The 18297-nt window shown below is 41.9% G+C and carries 21 protein-coding genes; 3 read left to right on the top strand and 18 right to left on the bottom strand.

The genetic code is table 11. The features are described from left to right. Positions 1-42 precede the first annotated feature (42 nt). The 5 genes from FCL54_RS00700 to FCL54_RS00680 form a co-directional block, all read right to left on the bottom strand. Positions 43-639, bottom strand: a complete 597-nt coding sequence (locus tag FCL54_RS00700) for a sulfite oxidase-like oxidoreductase (RefSeq protein ID WP_138122134.1) — start codon at positions 637-639, stop codon at positions 43-45. Positions 640-679: 40 nt separating this feature from the next. Beyond that, a complete protein-coding gene (locus tag FCL54_RS00695; protein WP_138122132.1) occupies positions 680-886 on the bottom strand; it encodes a hypothetical protein in 207 nt (68 codons plus the stop codon). An 87-nt stretch (positions 887-973) separates the two neighbouring features. Next, positions 974-2296, bottom strand: a complete 1323-nt coding sequence (locus tag FCL54_RS00690; RefSeq protein ID WP_138122130.1) for a Na+/H+ antiporter family protein — start codon at positions 2294-2296, stop codon at positions 974-976. 198 nt (positions 2297-2494) lie between these two features. Then, positions 2495-3988, bottom strand: coding sequence for a leucyl aminopeptidase (locus FCL54_RS00685; RefSeq protein WP_138122128.1), 1494 nt, complete (start codon positions 3986-3988; stop codon positions 2495-2497). 68 nt (positions 3989-4056) lie between these two features. Then, the gene (locus FCL54_RS00680) at positions 4057-4440 is read right to left on the bottom strand and encodes a DUF309 domain-containing protein (protein WP_138122126.1); all 384 of its coding nucleotides are present in this window, start codon (positions 4438-4440) and stop codon (positions 4057-4059) included. A 106-nt stretch (positions 4441-4546) separates the two neighbouring features. On the opposite strand from FCL54_RS00680, the gene FCL54_RS00675 reads away from it, so the two are divergent. Continuing rightward, positions 4547-5026 (top strand): divergent PAP2 family protein, encoded by a 480-nt coding sequence (locus tag FCL54_RS00675; protein WP_138122124.1) that lies wholly within the window; start codon positions 4547-4549, stop codon positions 5024-5026. A 31-nt stretch (positions 5027-5057) separates the two neighbouring features. After that, positions 5058-5879 carry a cobalamin-binding protein gene (locus tag FCL54_RS00670; protein WP_138122122.1) on the top strand — a complete coding sequence of 274 codons (822 nt, stop codon included), beginning with the start codon at positions 5058-5060 and terminating at the stop codon, positions 5877-5879. A 31-nt stretch (positions 5880-5910) separates the two neighbouring features. On the opposite strand, the gene FCL54_RS00665 is transcribed toward FCL54_RS00670, so the two are convergent. From FCL54_RS00665 to FCL54_RS00645, 6 genes are all read right to left on the bottom strand, one after another. After that, a complete protein-coding gene (locus tag FCL54_RS00665) occupies positions 5911-6612 on the bottom strand; it encodes a 3D domain-containing protein (RefSeq protein ID WP_138122120.1) in 702 nt (233 codons plus the stop codon). Positions 6613-6818: 206 nt separating this feature from the next. Next, positions 6819-7136: a YuiB family protein gene (locus tag FCL54_RS00660; RefSeq protein WP_138122118.1), complete on the bottom strand. Its 318-nt coding sequence runs from the start codon at positions 7134-7136 to the stop codon at positions 6819-6821. A gap of 174 nt (positions 7137-7310) precedes the next feature. Further along, positions 7311-7442 carry a YuiA family protein gene (locus FCL54_RS23745; RefSeq protein ID WP_171016612.1) on the bottom strand — a complete coding sequence of 44 codons (132 nt, stop codon included), beginning with the start codon at positions 7440-7442 and terminating at the stop codon, positions 7311-7313. 140 nt (positions 7443-7582) lie between these two features. After that, complete coding sequence (locus tag FCL54_RS00655; protein ID WP_171016654.1) at positions 7583-8062, bottom strand: NUDIX domain-containing protein; 480 nt, start codon at positions 8060-8062, stop codon at positions 7583-7585. Positions 8063-8164: 102 nt separating this feature from the next. Further along, complete coding sequence (locus FCL54_RS00650; protein WP_138123191.1) at positions 8165-9511, bottom strand: alanine/glycine:cation symporter family protein; 1347 nt, start codon at positions 9509-9511, stop codon at positions 8165-8167. A gap of 595 nt (positions 9512-10106) precedes the next feature. Next, positions 10107-11309, bottom strand: coding sequence for an NAD(P)/FAD-dependent oxidoreductase (locus FCL54_RS00645; RefSeq protein WP_138122116.1), 1203 nt, complete (start codon positions 11307-11309; stop codon positions 10107-10109). Positions 11310-11672: 363 nt separating this feature from the next. Between FCL54_RS00645 and FCL54_RS00640 the strand changes: the two genes are divergently transcribed. Further along, positions 11673-12674, top strand: a complete 1002-nt coding sequence (locus FCL54_RS00640) for an NAD(P)/FAD-dependent oxidoreductase (protein WP_138122114.1) — start codon at positions 11673-11675, stop codon at positions 12672-12674. Positions 12675-12970: 296 nt separating this feature from the next. On the opposite strand, the gene FCL54_RS00635 is transcribed toward FCL54_RS00640, so the two are convergent. The 7 genes from FCL54_RS00635 to FCL54_RS00605 form a co-directional block, all read right to left on the bottom strand. Further along, positions 12971-13138: a YqaE/Pmp3 family membrane protein gene (locus FCL54_RS00635; protein ID WP_138122112.1), complete on the bottom strand. Its 168-nt coding sequence runs from the start codon at positions 13136-13138 to the stop codon at positions 12971-12973. A 132-nt stretch (positions 13139-13270) separates the two neighbouring features. After that, positions 13271-13465 carry a hypothetical protein gene (locus tag FCL54_RS00630; protein WP_138122110.1) on the bottom strand — a complete coding sequence of 65 codons (195 nt, stop codon included), beginning with the start codon at positions 13463-13465 and terminating at the stop codon, positions 13271-13273. 157 nt (positions 13466-13622) lie between these two features. Continuing rightward, positions 13623-14591, bottom strand: coding sequence for a sugar phosphate isomerase/epimerase family protein (locus FCL54_RS00625; RefSeq protein ID WP_138122108.1), 969 nt, complete (start codon positions 14589-14591; stop codon positions 13623-13625). A 23-nt stretch (positions 14592-14614) separates the two neighbouring features. Further along, positions 14615-15655 (bottom strand): Gfo/Idh/MocA family protein, encoded by a 1041-nt coding sequence (locus FCL54_RS00620; protein ID WP_138122106.1) that lies wholly within the window; start codon positions 15653-15655, stop codon positions 14615-14617. Between the two features lie 17 nt (positions 15656-15672). After that, positions 15673-16698, bottom strand: coding sequence for a Gfo/Idh/MocA family protein (locus FCL54_RS00615; RefSeq protein ID WP_138122104.1), 1026 nt, complete (start codon positions 16696-16698; stop codon positions 15673-15675). A 22-nt stretch (positions 16699-16720) separates the two neighbouring features. Next, on the bottom strand, positions 16721-17446 hold the full coding sequence (locus tag FCL54_RS00610) for a ThuA domain-containing protein (RefSeq protein WP_138122102.1): 726 nt from the start codon (positions 17444-17446) through the stop codon (positions 16721-16723). Positions 17447-17464: 18 nt separating this feature from the next. Further along, positions 17465-18292, bottom strand: a complete 828-nt coding sequence (locus FCL54_RS00605) for a carbohydrate ABC transporter permease (RefSeq protein ID WP_138122100.1) — start codon at positions 18290-18292, stop codon at positions 17465-17467. Between the last annotated feature and the right edge of the window lie 5 nt (positions 18293-18297).

Below are 18297 nucleotides of genomic sequence, written 5' to 3'. Positions count from 1 at the left end.
AATCCCCCCGATTTTGTGGTTTACTGTCATTTTAACTGTAAACTAATCCCAACTAAACCGCTCTTCTTTCCATGGACGACCATACATATGATAACCATTACGTTCCCAGAAGCCAGGCTTGTTTTGGACTGTAAATTCAATCGCACGTACCCATTTTGCGCTTTTCCAGAAATAAAGATGAGGAATGACTGCCCTGAGCGGGTAACCATGCTCAGGAGTCAGCCAATCTCCGTTATGGGAATGAGCTAGAAGGCTTGTGTCACGCAAAAAGTCTGCGAGCGGGAGGTTGGTTGACCACCCTTCTTCCGCATGCAGGATAACGAACTGTGCTTCCGGTTTAACGCCTGCCAGTTTTGCTATCTGTAATGTTTGAATTCCTTTCCATTCATTATCCAGCTTAGACCAGCCTGTTACACAATGAATATCATTACCGGCTATGTACTGTGGAAGGTTTAGCAACTCTTCAAAAGAAAGATACATTTCCTCCTCAACCTGTCCGTATATTCTTAAATCCCAGTTAGACAGATCCTTAGTGTAAGCAGGAATGCCGCCTGTATGCAAAACAGGCCAACCGGTTGTTACCCTTTGGTTGGGAGGGACTCTTCCTGCAACAACCTCTCTTTTTCGACCAAAGAACATGGATTGATCTCCCTTCTGCCTCGTAAGTAAATGAAACAGTTTATTGTGTGTGTTCCCTGCTGATATGCTTAAATAACAGCAAGCCGTTAACTAGTGCGCCTATGAATCCTGTAATCGCAAAAATAAATGCAATCACATACGGAACTGTCTCCAGCTCTCTTCCCATTACGAACACCCGATAAAGACCAAAAGCAAACAGTGCCAGAGATCCGAAAATACCATACCAATGTTTTTTCGTTTTCGTCATAGATTCTCATCCTTTTTATCATTCTCTAATCCAATAATAGTAAATTAAACGGAAAAAAGACAGGGCCTCACCCCTGTCTTCTGCCGGTTATAAAAACATTGCTGCTATCCAACCAAACGCCATAAGCGGCAGGTTATAATGAATAAAGGTTGGTACAACAGTATCCCAGATATGATTATGTTGTCCGTCGACGTTCAATCCCGCTGTAGGTCCAAGTGTACTGTCTGATGCTGGTGAACCAGCATCCCCCAGCGCAGCGGCCGTTCCTACAAGTGCAACCGTAGCGAGTGGACTAAAGCCTACTTCAATGGCAAGTGGAACAAAAATCGTCGCGATTATTGGAATCGTGGAAAATGATGAACCGATTCCCATCGTGATCAACAGTCCTACGACAAGCATCAGTGCTGCAGCCAGCGCTTTGCTTCCCCCGATCATGCCAGATGCTTGTTCTACAAGTGCTTCCACATCTCCAGTCTCTCGCATCACTTCAGCAAACCCGCTTGCAGCAAGCATTACAAACCCAATGAAAGCCATCATTTTCATTCCTTCTGTCAATAGAACTTCAGATTCCTGGATTTTCATCGATCTGCTTAAATAGAGAACGATGATTCCAGCTAACGCCCCAAAAATCATTGATTCAGTCTGAAGTTGCACCGTCAGCGTTGCCAGGATAGAAAGAACTGCGAAGAAAATAGATGGCCCTGTATACCCCGGACCTTCCACTTCTTTTTTTTCAGAAAGCTTGATTTCTCGATAGTTTCTTCCTTTTCGGTAACTGAAAAATACTGCGATCAACAGACCTACCACAAGTCCTGCAGTCGGCAAAAGCATTGCGGAGGGAATAATTGACGCATCAACAGTTAATCCGCTCTCCGCCATGTTCGTTTGTAAGATATCATGGAAGATTTGCCCAAAACCAGCCGGCAGCAAGATATAAGGAGCCGTTAATCCAAATGTAATAACGGAAGCCACTGCACGGCGGTCCACCTTCAACTCATTTAAAACGTGTAATAACGGCGGAATTAAAATCGGGATAAAAGCGATATGGACCGGAATAACGTTTTGTGAAAAACATGAAATGATTAAAATAAGGAATAAGATCAACACTTTAGTTAGTGCTTTCCGGTTTCCATCTTCTTCTTTTTTTACTAGTTTAAGAGCATAGTTAACTAGCAATTCCGGAAGCCCTGTTCTGGAAATGCCTACTGCAAAACTTCCCAGCAAGGCATAGCTAAGCGCTACTTCTGCACTTCCTCCAAGACCCCCAGTGAACACTTCGATTGTATTTGATAACCCAAGGCCCCCGGCAAGCCCACCTGCAAGTGCACCTAAAATGAGGGCAACGACAACATGTATTCGAAATAGACTTAAAACTAGCATTATAAGAACAGCTAGTACCACTGCATTCATTTGAAACAACCCTTCTCTATATCCTTTAGTTTATTAAACAAATAATAAGTTAACACGATAAAATGAAGAGTGTCAATAAAAAAAGTAAAATTGCCAGATTCTACTTTAAATAAAAAAGACTGACCCCAAAGGACACTTTTTCCGCATACCTTTAGTAAGCGAGAGGGCCCTGTGAGAGTCAGTCTATTTATTCTTCTTTTATGCCTTAAAGTTAGATGCCAGATTAGCGAGTGTACGGACCATTACTCCAGTACCGCCTTTAGGCCCTACTTCGGTTTCCTTTTGCAAGAAAGCAGTTCCTGCAATATCAAGGTGTATCCATGGCGTGTCACCTGCAAACTCCCCGAGGAATAAGCCTGCTGTAATGCTTCCTGCATTTCGCCCTGGCGCGTTGTTCAGATCTGCTACATCGCTTGTGCGCACCATGTCTTTGTACTCCTGATGATGCGGGAAACGCCACACGTATTCACCGGATTTTTCAGAAGCTGTTTCTAGTTTCGCATAAAATTCATCGTTATTCGAAACAGCTCCTGTTGTCGTTTGGCCGAGTGCTACGAGTACAGCTCCTGTTAGTGTTGCGAGATCTACGAGGTAATCCGCCCCAAGCTGCTTAGCATAAGTGATTCCGTCAGCAAGAATCAGTCTCCCTTCTGCATCTGTATTGTTCACTTCGATTGTTTTGCCGCTTAAAGACGTGATCACATCTCCCGGCTTCATCGCAGAACCGTTGATCAAGTTTTCAGTGGATGGAATAACTGCAAGAACATTTACCTTCGGCTTTGTTCTGGCGATCGCTTCCATTGCTCCAAGCACCGCAGCAGATCCTCCCATATCAGACTTCATTGCTTCCATGCCTTTCGCAGGTTTCAGGGAGATACCACCCGCGTCGAAAGTAAGCCCTTTACCGACAAAACTTAATACATTATCCCATTTTTCCCGCCCCTGATACTTCATGACGATCATTTTAGGCGGTTGGTCTGACCCCTGGTTTACTGCAAGCAGCGCACCCATTCCAAGCCGTTCCATATCTTCTTTCTCGAGAATCTCTATGTCCATATCGTATTCTTTAGCAATATCTGCTGCTTGTTGCGCTAGATTGGTCGGGGTTAGTTTGTTTCCTGGCATATTAACAAGCGTACGTGCCCTGTTTGTGCCATGGCCATAAGCCTCCCCTGTTTTAAGAGCGGCTTTACAGTCAGTTTCGTCTTCTTCCGTGTAAACCGTAACAGATGAAAGGCCTTTATGTAACGCTTCCTTTCTTTTCTTATAGTCTTCAAAGCGATATCCTGCCATAATGACAGCTTCCCCAAGCGACTGTGCAAGGGATTGCCCGTGCAGATGATGGCTTGAAAATGTATCAAGGGCGAAAGAAGCTTCATCCAGCTTATCACCGTTTAATGATTTAACAGCTTTTCCAAAAGCGCTTAACGCTTTGCGATATGTAAAATTCTCTTGTTTACCGAGCCCGATAAAGTAGAAACGTTTCACTCCGGTTTTCCCCATGCTGTATAGCTTAGAGACTTTTTTAAAACTTCCAGAAACATCTCCCTCTTCTAGCAATAGTGTTAGCTGGCCTTCCAACGCATCATCGACTTCTTTCTGAATGCCATCTAACTTATTTCCCTCGAATAAACCGATAACAAGTGCCTGAGAAGAAGCACTAAGTTCGACTTTTTTACTTACGTTAAACATGTGGACACCCCTTTTTCATTATATTATTAGTATACCGAATTATCAGAACTGTTACGAGTCCCTAAATATTATTCTTTTAGATATAAAACTAACTCGGGGAGGGGCGGAAGCGATGAGCGCTTAGAAAAGGGGATACGATCTATGTCCTGTGGTATAATAGACTGACAGTTATGGATATATTTCATCACAGCATCGAGATCTACTCCCCAGTAGAACGGCTTGTACGGATAAAGGTACTTTTCAGCAGTTACTAACATTGTTCTCGTACCTGCCACATTCCCATAGCTGTAATGATAAAGTGCCACACATAGATGAAGAAGCCCTTTTACATAAAGATTGCTTTTGTCAGTCATCCAGATTTCCTCAAGCAAGTCATGGCAGGAGTAGTAATCTCCTTCATTAAACTTAATAAAAAAGTCATAATACTCCAATGGATAGCATTGATTATACACAACAATCCCCCTTCCCTCTCTATCATAGCACGCTGTGATTGAATCCAGTCTTCACGGGGTAAGGACTAATACCAACTTTTGAGCAGAAAGGAAGTTCTATCATTATATGGACCTACTAACCAATTTTCCATTGTGGGCTTCACTTTTCGGTGTCTTTTTTGCCCAGTTCTTAAAAGTGCCGATTACTTTTATTGCAACAAAAAAAATAGACTGGTCACTGCTGACTTCCACTGGAGGTATGCCAAGTTCACACTCAGCTGCGGTTACGTCGCTCGCAACGGGTGTAGCTCTAGAAGCAGGTCTTGGTTCTCCTGTTTTTGCAGTAGCCGCCATGTTCAGTATTATCGTAATGTTCGATTCAACAGGCGTACGAAGGCAAACTGGAGAACAGGCTATAGTCCTTAATCGCTTAATGACGGACTTCAATAGATTCTTGGAAGAAGCAAAATCGTGGCAGCATAAACACGGACGCCAAAAACAGGATGAGTTAAAAGAGCTCCTTGGCCACAAGCCGATAGAAGTTTTCGTAGGTGGACTATTAGGAATCATCGCCACGCTTCTCCTTTACTATTTACTCGAGTTGTAAACCTTATTTTAAAAAACGTTAGGATGATTGAATGAGGATTGTATCTATATGCCCGAGCAATACCGAACTATGTGCTTACCTGGGGCTGACAGAAAACCTGGTTGGAGTTGATGATTACTCTGACTGGCCTGAAGCAGTATTATCGTTGCCAAAATTGGGACCAGACCTTTCGATCGATATGGATAAAGTAGAAGCTTTAAAGCCAGACCTTGTTCTTGCTTCTCTAAGTGTTCCTGGGATGGAAAAAAATGTGGATGCATTAAAAGATCGCTCTATTCCCCATGTCGTGTTTAACCCAAATTCTCTTGAAGAAATTGCTGAGGACCTTATGACCCTCGGAAGGCTTACTGGAAAAGTGGCCGAGGCAACTAGCATTGTTCAAAAATACAATAAATTAATCGATGGCTACAAAGAAATCTCCAAGAACATTACAAAAAAACCATCTCTTTATTGGGAGTGGTGGCCTAAACCCGTTTTCACCCCCGGTAAAATTAACTGGTTGACAAAAATCAGTGAATTAGCAGGAGCAACTAACCTCTATGATGATGTAGAGCTGGCGAGCGTGCAAACAGACTGGCAGGATGTTGTAAATCGGAAACCGGACCATATTTGCCTTGCATGGGTTGGCGTTAAGCAGGACAAAGTAAAACCTGCACTCGTTAAAAAGCGTGAAGGATGGGATACACTCTATGAAGAAAAGAAATGTCCCATTCATGTTTTAGAAGAACCGCTTTATTGCCGTCCTTCTCCCCGACTGCTTACAGGCCTGCAAAAGCTGGCAGCTATTATTCACCCGCAGCATTATCCTGCTTATAGCCAAGATCAGGATGCATTACTAACGGCAAGAGACTGACCACATTTTTTAAAGTGATCAGTCTCTTGCCTTATTTCTTTTCATCAAAAAGCTGCTGGCGAAAAACTTGCATTGATTTTTCTTCATTTAGTGCTTTCAATCGATTTTCAGTAAGGCTTCCGTTTCCTTTTTCTATAACATACACATTGATTTTTTTCTTGCCCCAATTGGCATAAACATCTTTAACCGTTTCAAAATAAAGGTCAATCTTATTTCCAGTGATGGCAGAGCCGGTATCAGCGACAACACCATAGCCATAATCAGGTATATAAAGGATAGTACCAATAGGAAAGATCGATGTGTCTGCTGCAATTGTTGAATATAAATCTCGTTTTACTTTAACGCCTGAATAGGTAATGCCATAGGCAGGATGGCCTTCGTCTTTTCCGGTCGATTCAACTCCGGCAGTGTAACCGGTCGCCACCACGGTATGTACCGGAAACTGGCTCCAGTCTCTTGATTCATGCAGTGTTAATCCCTGTTTTTCGGTTGTCGATGAAAGTACTGCCTCCCTGTTGTCTACCTTAGGAAGCGACTTGAACATGAGGCTTGTTTTTTTAAAAACATTATCTCTGGCATCCAGTAAATGTTTATATAGTGGTTGATCGTTATACATCCATTTTGACAGGTCTGACGCTGAGACTCCGGAAATCGTTTCATACGTCGCAAACAACGCTGCAAAAAATAACACCGCCATCATCAGCCTGCGAAAAGATGATTTGATGATCTGCAAATTTTCCACTCCTCTCAAGTCTATTCCTTCCCAATAAGAAAACCAAATATTCAAAAATCAAATGGAAAGTTTGACCAGTTAGAGAAGAGAAATAGATACTTGAGAAAAAAACTCCATGACTTGCTGAAACTCCAAAAAATAGTTCTGCAATTCCGATTGATACCTTAAATAAAAAAAAGACTTTCACTAGAAAGCCTTTTCAGTAACTAAAACATTTGATAACCGCGAACTCTAAGCATCCTGATCGCGACACCAGACAATATTGCCCCGAGCAATCCGGAGAGGAGAATCAACGTATCAGCCATAGCTAGAGACGAAATATCATGTCCAAGCGAACTGAACGAAGAACCCGCATCTGTAAAATACTTATAAAATTTCACTTTATCTATAATCATTACAACAATAATTGGATAAAATATCGCCATGATCCATGTTGCGCGCAACAGCATATTCAACAAAAATCCGATACCAAAAAAGAGAACAATAAATAGCATCATTGAGATAATCAATTGTGGTATGGCCATTTGCTCACCCCCATATCAATGTTAGTTTACTGGATTGTCCTATTTTCGTCAATCGGCTCAAAATAAGGGAACGAGCAAATATTAAAAAGTTCTCATTTTGTTCAAATAACTGGATCGCCACTCTCCGCTCGAATTAAAAAAGGGTATACCTTTTTCAGGTATACCCGGAAAGCATTATTCCGATTTTGAGCCGCTTCCTTCACAGCTTTCGCAAGTTTCTGACCCGCCTAGTAATAGTTGGAAATATCCTTTACCGTTACAATAAGGGCAGTCGTTAGGCTTTACAGCCCCGCGATGTTTGTTCATGGTATCCACTCCCTTTTCTTAATTTTCTGATAATATACCAAGTTGACAGAAAAAAGGAAAGCCTTAAAAAAGGTCACATCGGCCGATGTAAGCGAATACAATGAAAGTTTGCTTTAATTTTTATGATTATTCAGACATTTTCAGCGATTATCAAAAAGCTTGTAACTAGTATAGCCAAAGTGGCGGCCAGGATCAGTTTCCGTAATCGTTAGCCCTTTTTCAACCTTAGGCGAAAAGAAAAAATGAATCATCGATGAAGTTTTGGGATCGTTTACCAGTTCTTCCTTCGTCATATAAGCAACTTCGATTATTTCTGCTTCAGCAGGCTTTAAGACCCCTGATGTATGCTCCATATAAAAAACGATCATATTGTCGCTTACAAGGTCGTTAATGACCCCTGTGCGCAATCCTGCAATACCGGTTATGGCTGCTTGGACGCCCGTCTCTTCTTTCACTTCACGGAGTGCTGCTTCATCAACGGTTTCACCTGGATCAACGAACCCTGCTGGAAATGACCACAGGTCTTTTAATCCTCCGTATTTCTTTTTTACAACCAGCCATTTATTTTCCTTATGAACCATACCTGCTGCAGCGAGCCATACTTTCCCTCTTTTTTCTATTTTCCGTTTCAACTAACTCCCCTCCTGCTGCTTACGAATCAAAAGCCGCCTATAAGAGGCGGCTTTCCTTTCCATATTCGATTTCTTATTATATCAAATTTATCAAGATATAGATTGGTTTCTGGCCTGTTCTTCTTCGTTCCGTTTCGTTTCCATGAACCGTTTTGTCTCGGCAACTACGACCCCGGCAAGGCCAAGCAATCCGATCAAGTTAGGAACTGCCATCAAACCGTTGAAGATGTCAGCAAGCTGCCATACAACGGTAATTTTCAATGTTGTTCCAACGAAAACTGCAAGGACGAAAATTGCCCTGTAAATGAAAATCGTTTTTTCCCCGAAAAGATAAGAGAAACATTTCTCCCCATAGTAGGACCAACCAAGAACTGTAGAATAAGCAAATAATATCAGTCCAATTGTTACAATCAAAGAGCCTGTTCCGCCTAAAAACTTCTCAAATGTTTCTGAAGTCAGCGCAGCGCTGTTAATATCGTTTCCTTTGTATAATCCACCCATAACAATAGAAATACCAGTGATAGAACAAACGATTATTGTATCGATAAATACCTGGGTCATCGATACAAGAGCCTGACGCGCAGGATAGTCTGTCTTTGCAGCTGCTGCAGCAATCGGGGCTGAACCCAGACCAGCTTCATTGGAGAACACACCTCTTGCTACCCCGTACCTGATAACGGCACCCAGAGCACCACCGGCAACTGCTTCACCTGTGAACGCATCGCTTAAAATTAATCCAACAGCATCAGGTACAAGCTCGAAGTTCATAATAATCATAATAAGTCCGCCAAGAACATAAAAGACAGCCATGACCGGAACAAAGAAAGCCGTTACTCTTCCGATACTCTTGATTCCCCCAAGAATAACCAATCCAGTAAAAATAGTTAAAACCAGTCCTGTGATCCATGGAGAAATATTGAACGTCTGGTCAACCGCCTGTGCAACGGAATTAGACTGAACCATGTTTCCGATCCCAAAAGCAGCAAACGCTCCAAAGAAGGCAAACAGCACACCCAGCCATTTTTGCTTTAGACCTTTTTCAAGGTAGTACATCGGTCCGCCTGACATTTCACCGTAATCATTTTTTTCACGGTATTTTACTGCCAGGATCGCTTCTGCGTATTTAGTAGCCATTCCAAACAGTGCTGTCAGCCACATCCAGAATACCGCACCCGGCCCACCGGCAACAACTGCTGTTGCAACACCGGCGATATTACCTGTTCCAATCGTTGCAGCCAGCGCTGTCATAAGTGCCTGGAAGTGGGATATATCCCCTTCTGACTTCTTATCCTGGTTTTTAGTAAACGCAAGCTTTAAGGAATACGGCAGCAATCTTAGCTGCAAAAAACCAAGGCGAATTGTTAAGTAAACCCCTGTTCCTACTAAAAGGATCAGCAATGGCCAACCCCATACAAAACTACTGATACTTGATAACATATCTTCCAATAGGTATCCCTCCAAACGATGTTTATTTAATTATTATTCTGATAATTCGTCTGTTTTCCTGCTTTAAAACGACATATTTTTTAAATAATTGTTATTTGGAGGGATTTCTTTTTCTTTAGTCTAAAACGGTGTGTGTTTTTTGCACATTAGAGATATACTGCGACATAACGGATGGATGACCGCTGCGGAAATACACTACGCTTTCCGCGGGCTCGCGCTGAGCCTCCTCACTCGCACAAAACGCTCCTTGCGGGGTCTCAACGTCTTCGCTGTCCCGCAGGAGTCTACGTGTATTTCCTTCGCTAAGATTTGCTTTGTAGTTTTCATTCAAGGATTAACTAGGAAACACTTCAGTTGATTGGAGCAGAGGGCAGTCGACTCCAGCGGGAAAAGCAACAGCTGAAGATCCCGCAGTTTTGAAAGGTGGAGGTGAACGCCAAGAGACGTATGGATTGGACTGAACCGCATGGAGATAAGAAACAACGCCGAACGAAAGAGAATATCCGCTAAGAGCCTTTCTTAAAGAAAGTTGAGCGAAAAACTAAAAAAGGCAAAGACTAAAAAGCCTTTGCCTTGAAAAATATTCTTAAAATAATTTTAACTTACCTTTTTTCCAAACAAGCCCTGGTCCACCAAGCATTAACAGGTAACGGTTATCGATAATCTTCTTCATAGCAGAAGCTGTAGCTCCATATAATTTCTTATTATATACTTTACCGATTGCTTCTCCTCTTCCAAGGGAAGCGACAGTACCTTTAATATCAGGTGTAAAGCTTTCGAGCTCTTTGCCGCGGATCATAGCTAAAACGTTCTTTGAAACAACATGTGCTGCCTGAATCGCGATTTGCGCTGTCGGTGGGTACGGACGATCGATCTCTTTATTGATAAGAAGAGCACAATCTCCTACAACAAAAACATTGTCATAGTCAGGAGTACGCTGGTCGTCACGTACAGGAACACGGCCTCTGTTCGTTTCAAAACCAGAATTCGCGACGATAGAGTTACCCTGAACTCCACCTGTCCAGACAACAGTTGCAGCTTTGATTTCTTCTCCTTCACCAATGATAACGCCATCTTCTGTTACTTCTTTGATCATGGTGCTTGTTTTGAATTCGACGCCTTTTCTTTCTAAAAGGTTTTGAGCGTACTCAACAAGCTCTTCATCGAACCCTGGAAGCAATGTTGGAGAAGCTTCGATATTGATGATGCGAACTTTACTGCGATCGATATCGAACTCTTCGCATAGCTCAGGAACACGTTCAGCTAGTTCGCCAACGAATTCGATTCCGGTAAATCCGGCACCGCCAACGATGATCGTGATCAGGTCGTTACGCTCTTCCGGCTCGTTGTTGTAGCTTGCAAATTGGTATTCGATATGCTCTTTGATTTTACGGACAGAGTTTACACTGCGGATGCTGAACGCATTCTCCTTAAGTCCTTTGATTCCGAATGTAGCTGGCTCAAAACCAAGCCCGATAACAAGATAGTCATATGTCAATTCGCCGTTTTCAAGGATTACACGCTTTTCCTCAGGCTTAATTTCTACAACTGTATCCTGCACAAAGTTGATTTTGTTGTTGTCGATTACCTCATCGATCATGATTCTTGTTTTGTCATGATGCATTGTTCCTGCTGCTGGTTCATGTAACCATGTTGTCTGGTAGTGGTAATTATGTTTGTTTACGAGTGTTACTTCTGCTTCATTTGCGCCCATTTCTTTTTGTAAACGGACCGCTGTCATAATTCCGCCATAACCGGCTCCTAGAATAGCAATTTTTGGCCTACTCACTTATATCACATCCACCTTTTACTGTTTTTTTGACTTAACCGTGTTAATGGTTCCGAAAAAGGGAACATTACTTTTTGAATGTTTTATGGCTACGAGTATTATTCCTCAATATGCCAAATAAAAACATTGTTAAGTATTTCACGTAGTAGAGTAAAAAAATAAAAATAATGTCAAACATTGCAGAAAAATATGTCATAAAATCTTCAAAATAATGCCCAATTCCAATCTTATTCTTTTTCTTTTACTTTTTCAACCCTTATAATAAATATTTCAAGGACAGTTGGTCGATTAGCCTTTTATTCTAATTTTTATAATATTATAATTAGTTGATGGGGTAATAAATTCTACTGGGAGGATTTTAATATGGCTGAACAAAATGAACTTTATGATATTACCATTATAGGCGGTGGCCCTGCTGGTTTGTTCACTGCTTTTTATGGCGGTATGCGACAAATGAAAGTTAAAATAATTGAGAGTATGCCACAGCTTGGCGGGCAGCTTTCCGCATTATATCCTGAAAAGTACATATATGACGTGGCCGGGTTTCCCAAAGTCCGTGCACAGGAGTTAGTTGATAATCTAAAAGAACAGGCGTTTCAATTCCATCCAACCGTTGTTCTTGAGCAATCGGTAGATAAGGTTGAAAAACAGGAAGATAAAACATTTGTTTTAACATCTGATACTGGTGAAAAGCATTATTCTAAAACAGTAATCATCACTGCTGGTGTCGGTGCATTTCAACCCCGTCGCCTTAATGTTGAAAAGGCAGAGGAATACGAAGGAAAGAATTTGCACTACTTTATCGATGACCTTAACAAGTTTTCAGGGCAAAATGTACTTATCTGCGGTGGTGGGGACTCAGCAGTAGACTGGGCAAACATGTTGGAACCGATCGCCAATAAAGTAACACTTGTTCATAGAAGAGATAAGTTCCGCGCCCATGAACACAGTGTGGAGCAATTAATGAATTCAAAGGTTGAGATCAAAACTCCGTTTAATCCTACTGAATTAATTGGAGACGGCGAGAAAATCCGTCAAATAGTTCTTGAGAAAGTTAAAGAAGAAGACAACAAGGAAACACTCGATATCGATGCTTTGATCGTTAATTATGGCTTTGTCTCTTCACTTGGCCCAATTAAAGAATGGGGATTAAACATCCAGAAAAACTCCATCGTTGTCAATTCTAAGATGGAAACGAATATCCCAGGAATCTATGCTGTTGGAGACGTTGCCACTTATGAAGGAAAAACAAAACTCATTGCCGTTGGATTTGGCGAAGCACCTACTGCAGTCAATAATGCAAAAGCATTTCTTGATCCAAAAGCCAGAGTCCAGCCGATGCACAGCACAAGCCTTTTCGGTTAAACAATGTTGAAAGAAAGGATGTATTCCAATGGATATGATCCTGTTTGTTCTGATCATGAGTGCAGGATTAATTTTCGCTTTGTATCAAGGTTTTAAAAACACACCTAAGCCAGATTGGAAGAACGTTCTGAAAAATGTTTTTTAAAATAGGGTGTTTCAAGTTTTAATTAGAACTTGAAACACTTGAAAATATTTCTTAATTTAACGGCACCACTGGCTTATAACGGAACAACATTCTTTTACCAAAAAAGCTGTCGGCAATTGAAACCGACAGCTTTTCTCTATGAATTGATAAATTATACGGTAGCTTCTTTTCTGCTCTTATGAACCATGTAAGCCGCGTGAATGGCACCAGGGAACCATCCTATAATGGTTAATACGATGTTAATGAGCGTTTGCCCTGTTTTTCCAGTCATGGCAACAGCAAGCGGCGGCAACAAGACTGCCAGAATATAATTAAGCATGTGCTCACTCCTTTTTTTTCGTTTACTTATGCATTTCCCGTTAGCCGTTGATGCTCAAACATCCACTTCTTTTAAGAGAAAAGAAAAAAAGCCCCTTAACAAAAATGCTAAAGGACTTGCGCAGTATGTATTTTACCAGTCGAGGCCTGCTTTTTGAGAATACAGTTTTTTCCCTTCAGGTGACTCGAGCACGATTTCAAATCTTCCTGATTTTCTAGAAAAAGCCATCACAGATCTTTTAAAGCCTACTTTAGCGTCATACTGAATTTCAAATGACTCGCTTTTAACCTGTTCACCGGCATCATTCTGGATGCTTAGTTGATACATTGAAATTATCTCCCCTTTTGTCTACTGTAATCCAATTGTATCATCCATAACATCGCCATTTGAATGTTTAATATATGACTAAAAACCCTTTTATTTCCAAACGAAAACCGCTCTCTTATTCGTCAGAGAACGGTTATGATATTTGATTTATTTTAAGCTATACCCACCACATTTCGGCCGGCTGCTCGTTGATCAATACACTTTGAAGCGTTGTCACTGCACGCTGGAACCCTTCTTCTATAGACATGAGAGGATCTTCATGCTCAATACTGACAACATAGTCATACCCATAAGTTCTTAAAGCACTCATCATGTCCGACCATTCTTGTGCTCCATGGCCACATCCGACTGAGCGGAATGTCCATGCCCGTGTTTGAAGGTTACCGTATGGCTGCATATCAGTCAGTCCATACATGTTAACGTTATCCTGGTCAATATAGGTATCCTTTGCGTGAAAATGATGGATCGCATCTTCTTTTCCAAGAATTTTGATTGCTGCTACCGGATCGATTCCCTGCCACCATAGATGGCTTGGGTCCAGGTTAGCGCCAATTGCGTCACAGGTTTCTTCCCTTAGTTTTAGCATAGTATAAGGCGTGTGAACGAGAAAGCCTCCATGAAGCTCCAAACCAATTTTCACATTATGTTCTTTTGCAAATTGTCCCCATTCTTTCCAATAAGGTATTAATTTTTCTTCCCATTGCCACTTAAGCACTTCAGCATACTCATTTGGCCACGGGCTTACCGGCCAGTTTGGGTACTTCGCTCCTTCATGGTCTCCGGCAGTTCCAGAGAAGCAATTAACGACAGGAACATTCATTAGGGAAGCAAGTTTTACTGTTTTAACGAAAGTATCGTGTGATGTTGCAGCAAACTCCCTATCCGGAGAAATCGGATTCCCGTGACAGCTGAAAGCACTGATCATTAGTCCCCTTGATTGAACCTTAGCCATGTATTCTTCCCTTTTTTCCTCACTTTCCAACAATGCATCAAGGTCACAATGAGCGTTGCCAGGATAGTTACCTGTTCCGATCTCTACAGCTGTAAGGCCGGAATCTTTTACATAATCAAGCATTTCTTCAAAAGACTTTTCTGAGAATAATACTGTGAAAACTCCTAATTTCATTAGCCTGCTCCTTCCGTGTGATTTCAATCTAACCGAACGCTTTGACCTGTGTTACTGCTTTCGTATATCGCTTCAATTACTTTGGATACTTCCATCGCTTGCTCCGGCTTCACGACCAGTTCTTCTATCCCAAGACAACTGTTCACAAAATTGGCAGCCTGGGGCAAACCCGGGTTCTCCTCTCCAGGTATCCATGCGGCACTACTATTAAGAAGCATGCCGTGTTTTGCTTGATTGAGCTGAAAAGGGAATACATCCAATCCACCGTTCATCCCTGAAATACTTAAGGATTCAACGTCCTCTTTTATATTAGCAGCCCATGATGTTTCAAAAAGCATGGAAGCACCGTTTTCAAACTTGATATACGCAGTAACATGGTCATCCACTTCAAAGGTAGAAGGTTCAAAAGACCCCCATTGATTAACCTGTTCGGTGCTTTTACTTAAATGGTTGTAAGCGGAACCCGTAACTTCTATCGGCTTCAAGTTTCCCATTAGCCACAGGGCGAGGTCGATAAAATGGCAGCCATAGTCAATGAGGCTTCCTCCACCTTGAAGTTCTTTGTTCGTGAAGACCCCCCAGCCGGGTACTTTTCTCCGCCTTAACGCCTGAACTCTTGCTACAATAGGCATCCCTATCTCATCTTGCAAAATGACTTTTTTTGCAGCCTGCGATTCTTTCATAAACCGATAATGGTAAGCGATAGATAAGAGCTTTCCTGATTTTTTCGATGCGTCCAGCATCGCTTCACACTCAGCTACCGTCATGGCCATCGGTTTTTCACACAGAACATGCACGCCTGCATTAAGGGCATCAACGGTGATCTCAGCATGGAACTTGTTCGGTGTGCAAATCGTTACCGCATCTACAAGCTCAAACATATCTTTGTAATCTTCTACGACATGCTTTATGTTGTTTAATTCAGCTACCTGTTGGGCTTTTTCCTGGTTCGTATCACTGACAGCCGTTATTTCAACCCTGTCTTTTAACTGTTGGTATGCGGGAATATGGCGCGATTGGGCGATTCCGCCTGCACCAATGATCCCCATACGAAGCTTGTCCATAATCTAAACACCTCTAATTAAACACGACTGATTTTTTTACTTTCATTTGATTCAAGAGCAGCTAAAACAACTTGAAGAGATTTCATTCCCTCTTCTCCTGTAACAGGCGGTTCCGTATTATTTACAATTGATCCGATAAAATGATCGATTACCTGTGTATTCGTCTGGCCACCTGATTCGTTAGTTTGAATCCCTCCAAGCTCATACTTAACCGTTTCACCGTTCTTATATTGAACAATCAAAGAATGAACAGGGTCTTCTTCAAGGCGAAGTATCGCATTTTCTCCGTAAATAATCGTAGAGTTATCCTCTTTTGAAACATAAGACCAGCTTGCCGCCAGGGTTCCGATAACACCGCTCTCCGATTTTAAAATGCATACTGCGTTATCATCTACATCTGTGTTTTGTTTTGCACTCGTTTCCACAAATCCTACAACTTCTACTATATCTTCGCCAAGCAAGAAGCGGATCAAATCCGTTTTATGGACGCCGAGATCTCCCATCGCGCCAATAAACGCCTTGTCCTTTTGAAAAAACCAGCTGTCTTTTCCGTCAGCACTCCAGGCTTCAGGACCGGGATGTCCAAACGCCGTTCTAAAGCTGTATATTTTCCCAACCTCACCGCTTTCAATCAGTTCCTTCGCCTTTTTATGAGCAGGAACAAACCTTTGATTATGTGCGATCATAAGCTTTTTCCCAGCTTCTTTTGCAGCTTTGATCATCGATTCTGCCTCTTCTTTTGAGGTGGCCATCGGTTTTTCACATAGAACATGCTTACCTGCATTTAACGCCGCGATTGAAATAGGTGCATGAAGATAGTTTGGCGTACAAACACTCAATGCCTCCACTTCACTTTTAGCCAGTAACTCTTCATAACTTGAATAGGATTCTGACCCATATTTTTGTGCAGCTTCATCCGCTCGAGCCTGAACAATGTCACACACCGCAACTATTTCTACCTGTGCATTCGCTGCATATTCAGGAAGGTGGCGATGTTTCGCAATGCTGCCACAGCCAATTACTCCGACTTTTACTTTATTCATCGCATTTCCCCATTTCTGTAGATTAATTTTTTACGCTTATTTTTTCAAGCGGTTTCGCATTCCCATAGATCGGTCTTGGCAGATTAGTAGGCTTTGCCCAGTTTATTGCGTTTTTAATAACCTGTTGTACACCTTGATGATAATAGGTTGGATATGTTTCATGTCCAGGGCGGAAATAAAAGATTTTCCCGTTGCCTCTGTGATACGTGCAACCGCTTCGAAAAACCTCTCCACCCTCAAACCAGCTCACCATAACCAGTTCGTCGGGTGCCGGAATATCAAAGTGCTCACCATACATTTCTTCCCTCTCGATTTCGATATACTCCCCCAGACCTTCTGCGATAGGATGGGCAGGATCTACAATCCAGAGGCGTTCTTTTTCATTAGCTTCACGCCATTTTAAATCACATGATGTTCCCATCAACTTTTTGAAAATCTTTGAAAAGTGGCCCGAATGAAGTACGATAAGTCCCATTCCTTCTAGCACTCGCTGTTGTACTTTATCAACAATCTCATCGCTAACTTCTTCATGTGCGATATGCCCCCACCATAGCAATACATCCGTGTTGTTCAGCACCTCGTCAGTTAATCCATTTGCTTCTTCATCAAGTGTTGCTATTTTAACTTGAAACTCTTCCTCTTTGAGAAAGGAAGCAATTGCGCCATGAATTCCTTGTGGATAGACATCCCTGACTTCTTGACTCTTCTGTTCATGGCGATTTTCGTTCCAAATTGTAACCTTTATCATAACATCGACTCCTATCTACTATTCTTTTACTGATCCGGATGTTAGTCCTGATACGATCCGGCGCTGGAAAATTAGAACCATAATCACTAATGGTACGGTAACGACAACGGTGGCCGCTGATATTTCGCCCCACGGAATCGTAAATTGCCCCTGGAAAAGCGCGATACCAACCGGGACCGTTTTATAAGCATTTGAGGTGTTAATTGTTAATGCAAACAAGAATTCGTTCCAGGCTGCAATGAAGACAAGGATTGCTGTTGTAAAAATCCCTGGTACCGCTAGAGGGAGTATAACCTTCCAATAGGTTTGCATTAAGGAAGCCCCATCAATCTTAGCCGCTTCTTCAAGATCAAACGGAATTTTCCTAAAGAAAGTAACCAGAATCCAAATCGAAAGCGGCAACGTTATCGTTGTATACGGAATGATTAAGCCTAAATAACTATTCGTTAAGCCAAGATTTTTAAGAATGATATAAATCGGTGAAATCGTTGCGATCTGCGGGAACATCGAAACAGATAGTACGATGCCCAGGATGATTGCTTTCCCTTTAAAATTCAGCCTTGCGATTGCATATGCAGCAAACGAAGCGACTAAAATTGTGTAGATCGTTGTGATAGTCGCAATCACTGTACTGTTCCATAAATATCGCAAAAATGGATAATCAAAGAAAACAGAAACATAGTTTTTAAAGGTTGGATTCGTTGTATACGGAGTGAATGCCCTGCCTCCAAAAAGCTCTGTCATCGGTTTAATAGAGCTGGCTAACATCCAGAGGAACGGAAACATCACTACAAACACGAACCCTACTAAAAATACATAAAACCAGGGTCCAGCTTTTTTCTGCATGAGAA

Source organism: Exobacillus caeni, from assembly GCF_005747095.1.
Lineage (GTDB): Bacteria > Bacillota > Bacilli > Bacillales > Guptibacillaceae > Exobacillus > Exobacillus caeni.
This window is presented reverse-complemented; position numbering and strand designations above follow the sequence as displayed.

Excerpts from the sequence above, each read along its gene's own strand:
- FCL54_RS00700 (WP_138122134.1), bottom strand. The coding sequence starts at position 639 with ATGTTCTTTGGTCGAAAAAGAGAGGTTGTTGCAGGAAGAGTCCCTCCC.
- FCL54_RS00695 (WP_138122132.1), bottom strand. The coding sequence starts at position 886 with ATGACGAAAACGAAAAAACATTGGTATGGTATTTTCGGATCTCTGGCA.
- FCL54_RS00690 (WP_138122130.1), bottom strand. The coding sequence starts at position 2,296 with ATGAATGCAGTGGTACTAGCTGTTCTTATAATGCTAGTTTTAAGTCTA.
- FCL54_RS00685 (WP_138122128.1), bottom strand. The coding sequence starts at position 3,988 with ATGTTTAACGTAAGTAAAAAAGTCGAACTTAGTGCTTCTTCTCAGGCA.
- FCL54_RS00675 (WP_138122124.1), top strand. The coding sequence starts at position 4,547 with ATGGACCTACTAACCAATTTTCCATTGTGGGCTTCACTTTTCGGTGTC.
- FCL54_RS00670 (WP_138122122.1), top strand. The coding sequence starts at position 5,058 with ATGAGGATTGTATCTATATGCCCGAGCAATACCGAACTATGTGCTTAC.
- FCL54_RS00660 (WP_138122118.1), bottom strand. The coding sequence starts at position 7,136 with ATGGCCATACCACAATTGATTATCTCAATGATGCTATTTATTGTTCTC.
- FCL54_RS23745 (WP_171016612.1), bottom strand. The coding sequence starts at position 7,442 with ATGAACAAACATCGCGGGGCTGTAAAGCCTAACGACTGCCCTTATTGT.
- FCL54_RS00650 (WP_138123191.1), bottom strand. The coding sequence starts at position 9,511 with ATGTTATCAAGTATCAGTAGTTTTGTATGGGGTTGGCCATTGCTGATC.
- FCL54_RS00640 (WP_138122114.1), top strand. The coding sequence starts at position 11,673 with ATGGCTGAACAAAATGAACTTTATGATATTACCATTATAGGCGGTGGC.
- FCL54_RS00635 (WP_138122112.1), bottom strand. The coding sequence starts at position 13,138 with ATGCTTAATTATATTCTGGCAGTCTTGTTGCCGCCGCTTGCTGTTGCC.
- FCL54_RS00630 (WP_138122110.1), bottom strand. The coding sequence starts at position 13,465 with ATGTATCAACTAAGCATCCAGAATGATGCCGGTGAACAGGTTAAAAGC.
- FCL54_RS00625 (WP_138122108.1), bottom strand. The coding sequence starts at position 14,591 with ATGAAATTAGGAGTTTTCACAGTATTATTCTCAGAAAAGTCTTTTGAA.
- FCL54_RS00620 (WP_138122106.1), bottom strand. The coding sequence starts at position 15,655 with ATGGACAAGCTTCGTATGGGGATCATTGGTGCAGGCGGAATCGCCCAA.
- FCL54_RS00615 (WP_138122104.1), bottom strand. The coding sequence starts at position 16,698 with ATGAATAAAGTAAAAGTCGGAGTAATTGGCTGTGGCAGCATTGCGAAA.
- FCL54_RS00610 (WP_138122102.1), bottom strand. The coding sequence starts at position 17,446 with ATGATAAAGGTTACAATTTGGAACGAAAATCGCCATGAACAGAAGAGT.
- FCL54_RS00605 (WP_138122100.1), bottom strand. The coding sequence starts at position 18,292 with ATGCAGAAAAAAGCTGGACCCTGGTTTTATGTATTTTTAGTAGGGTTC.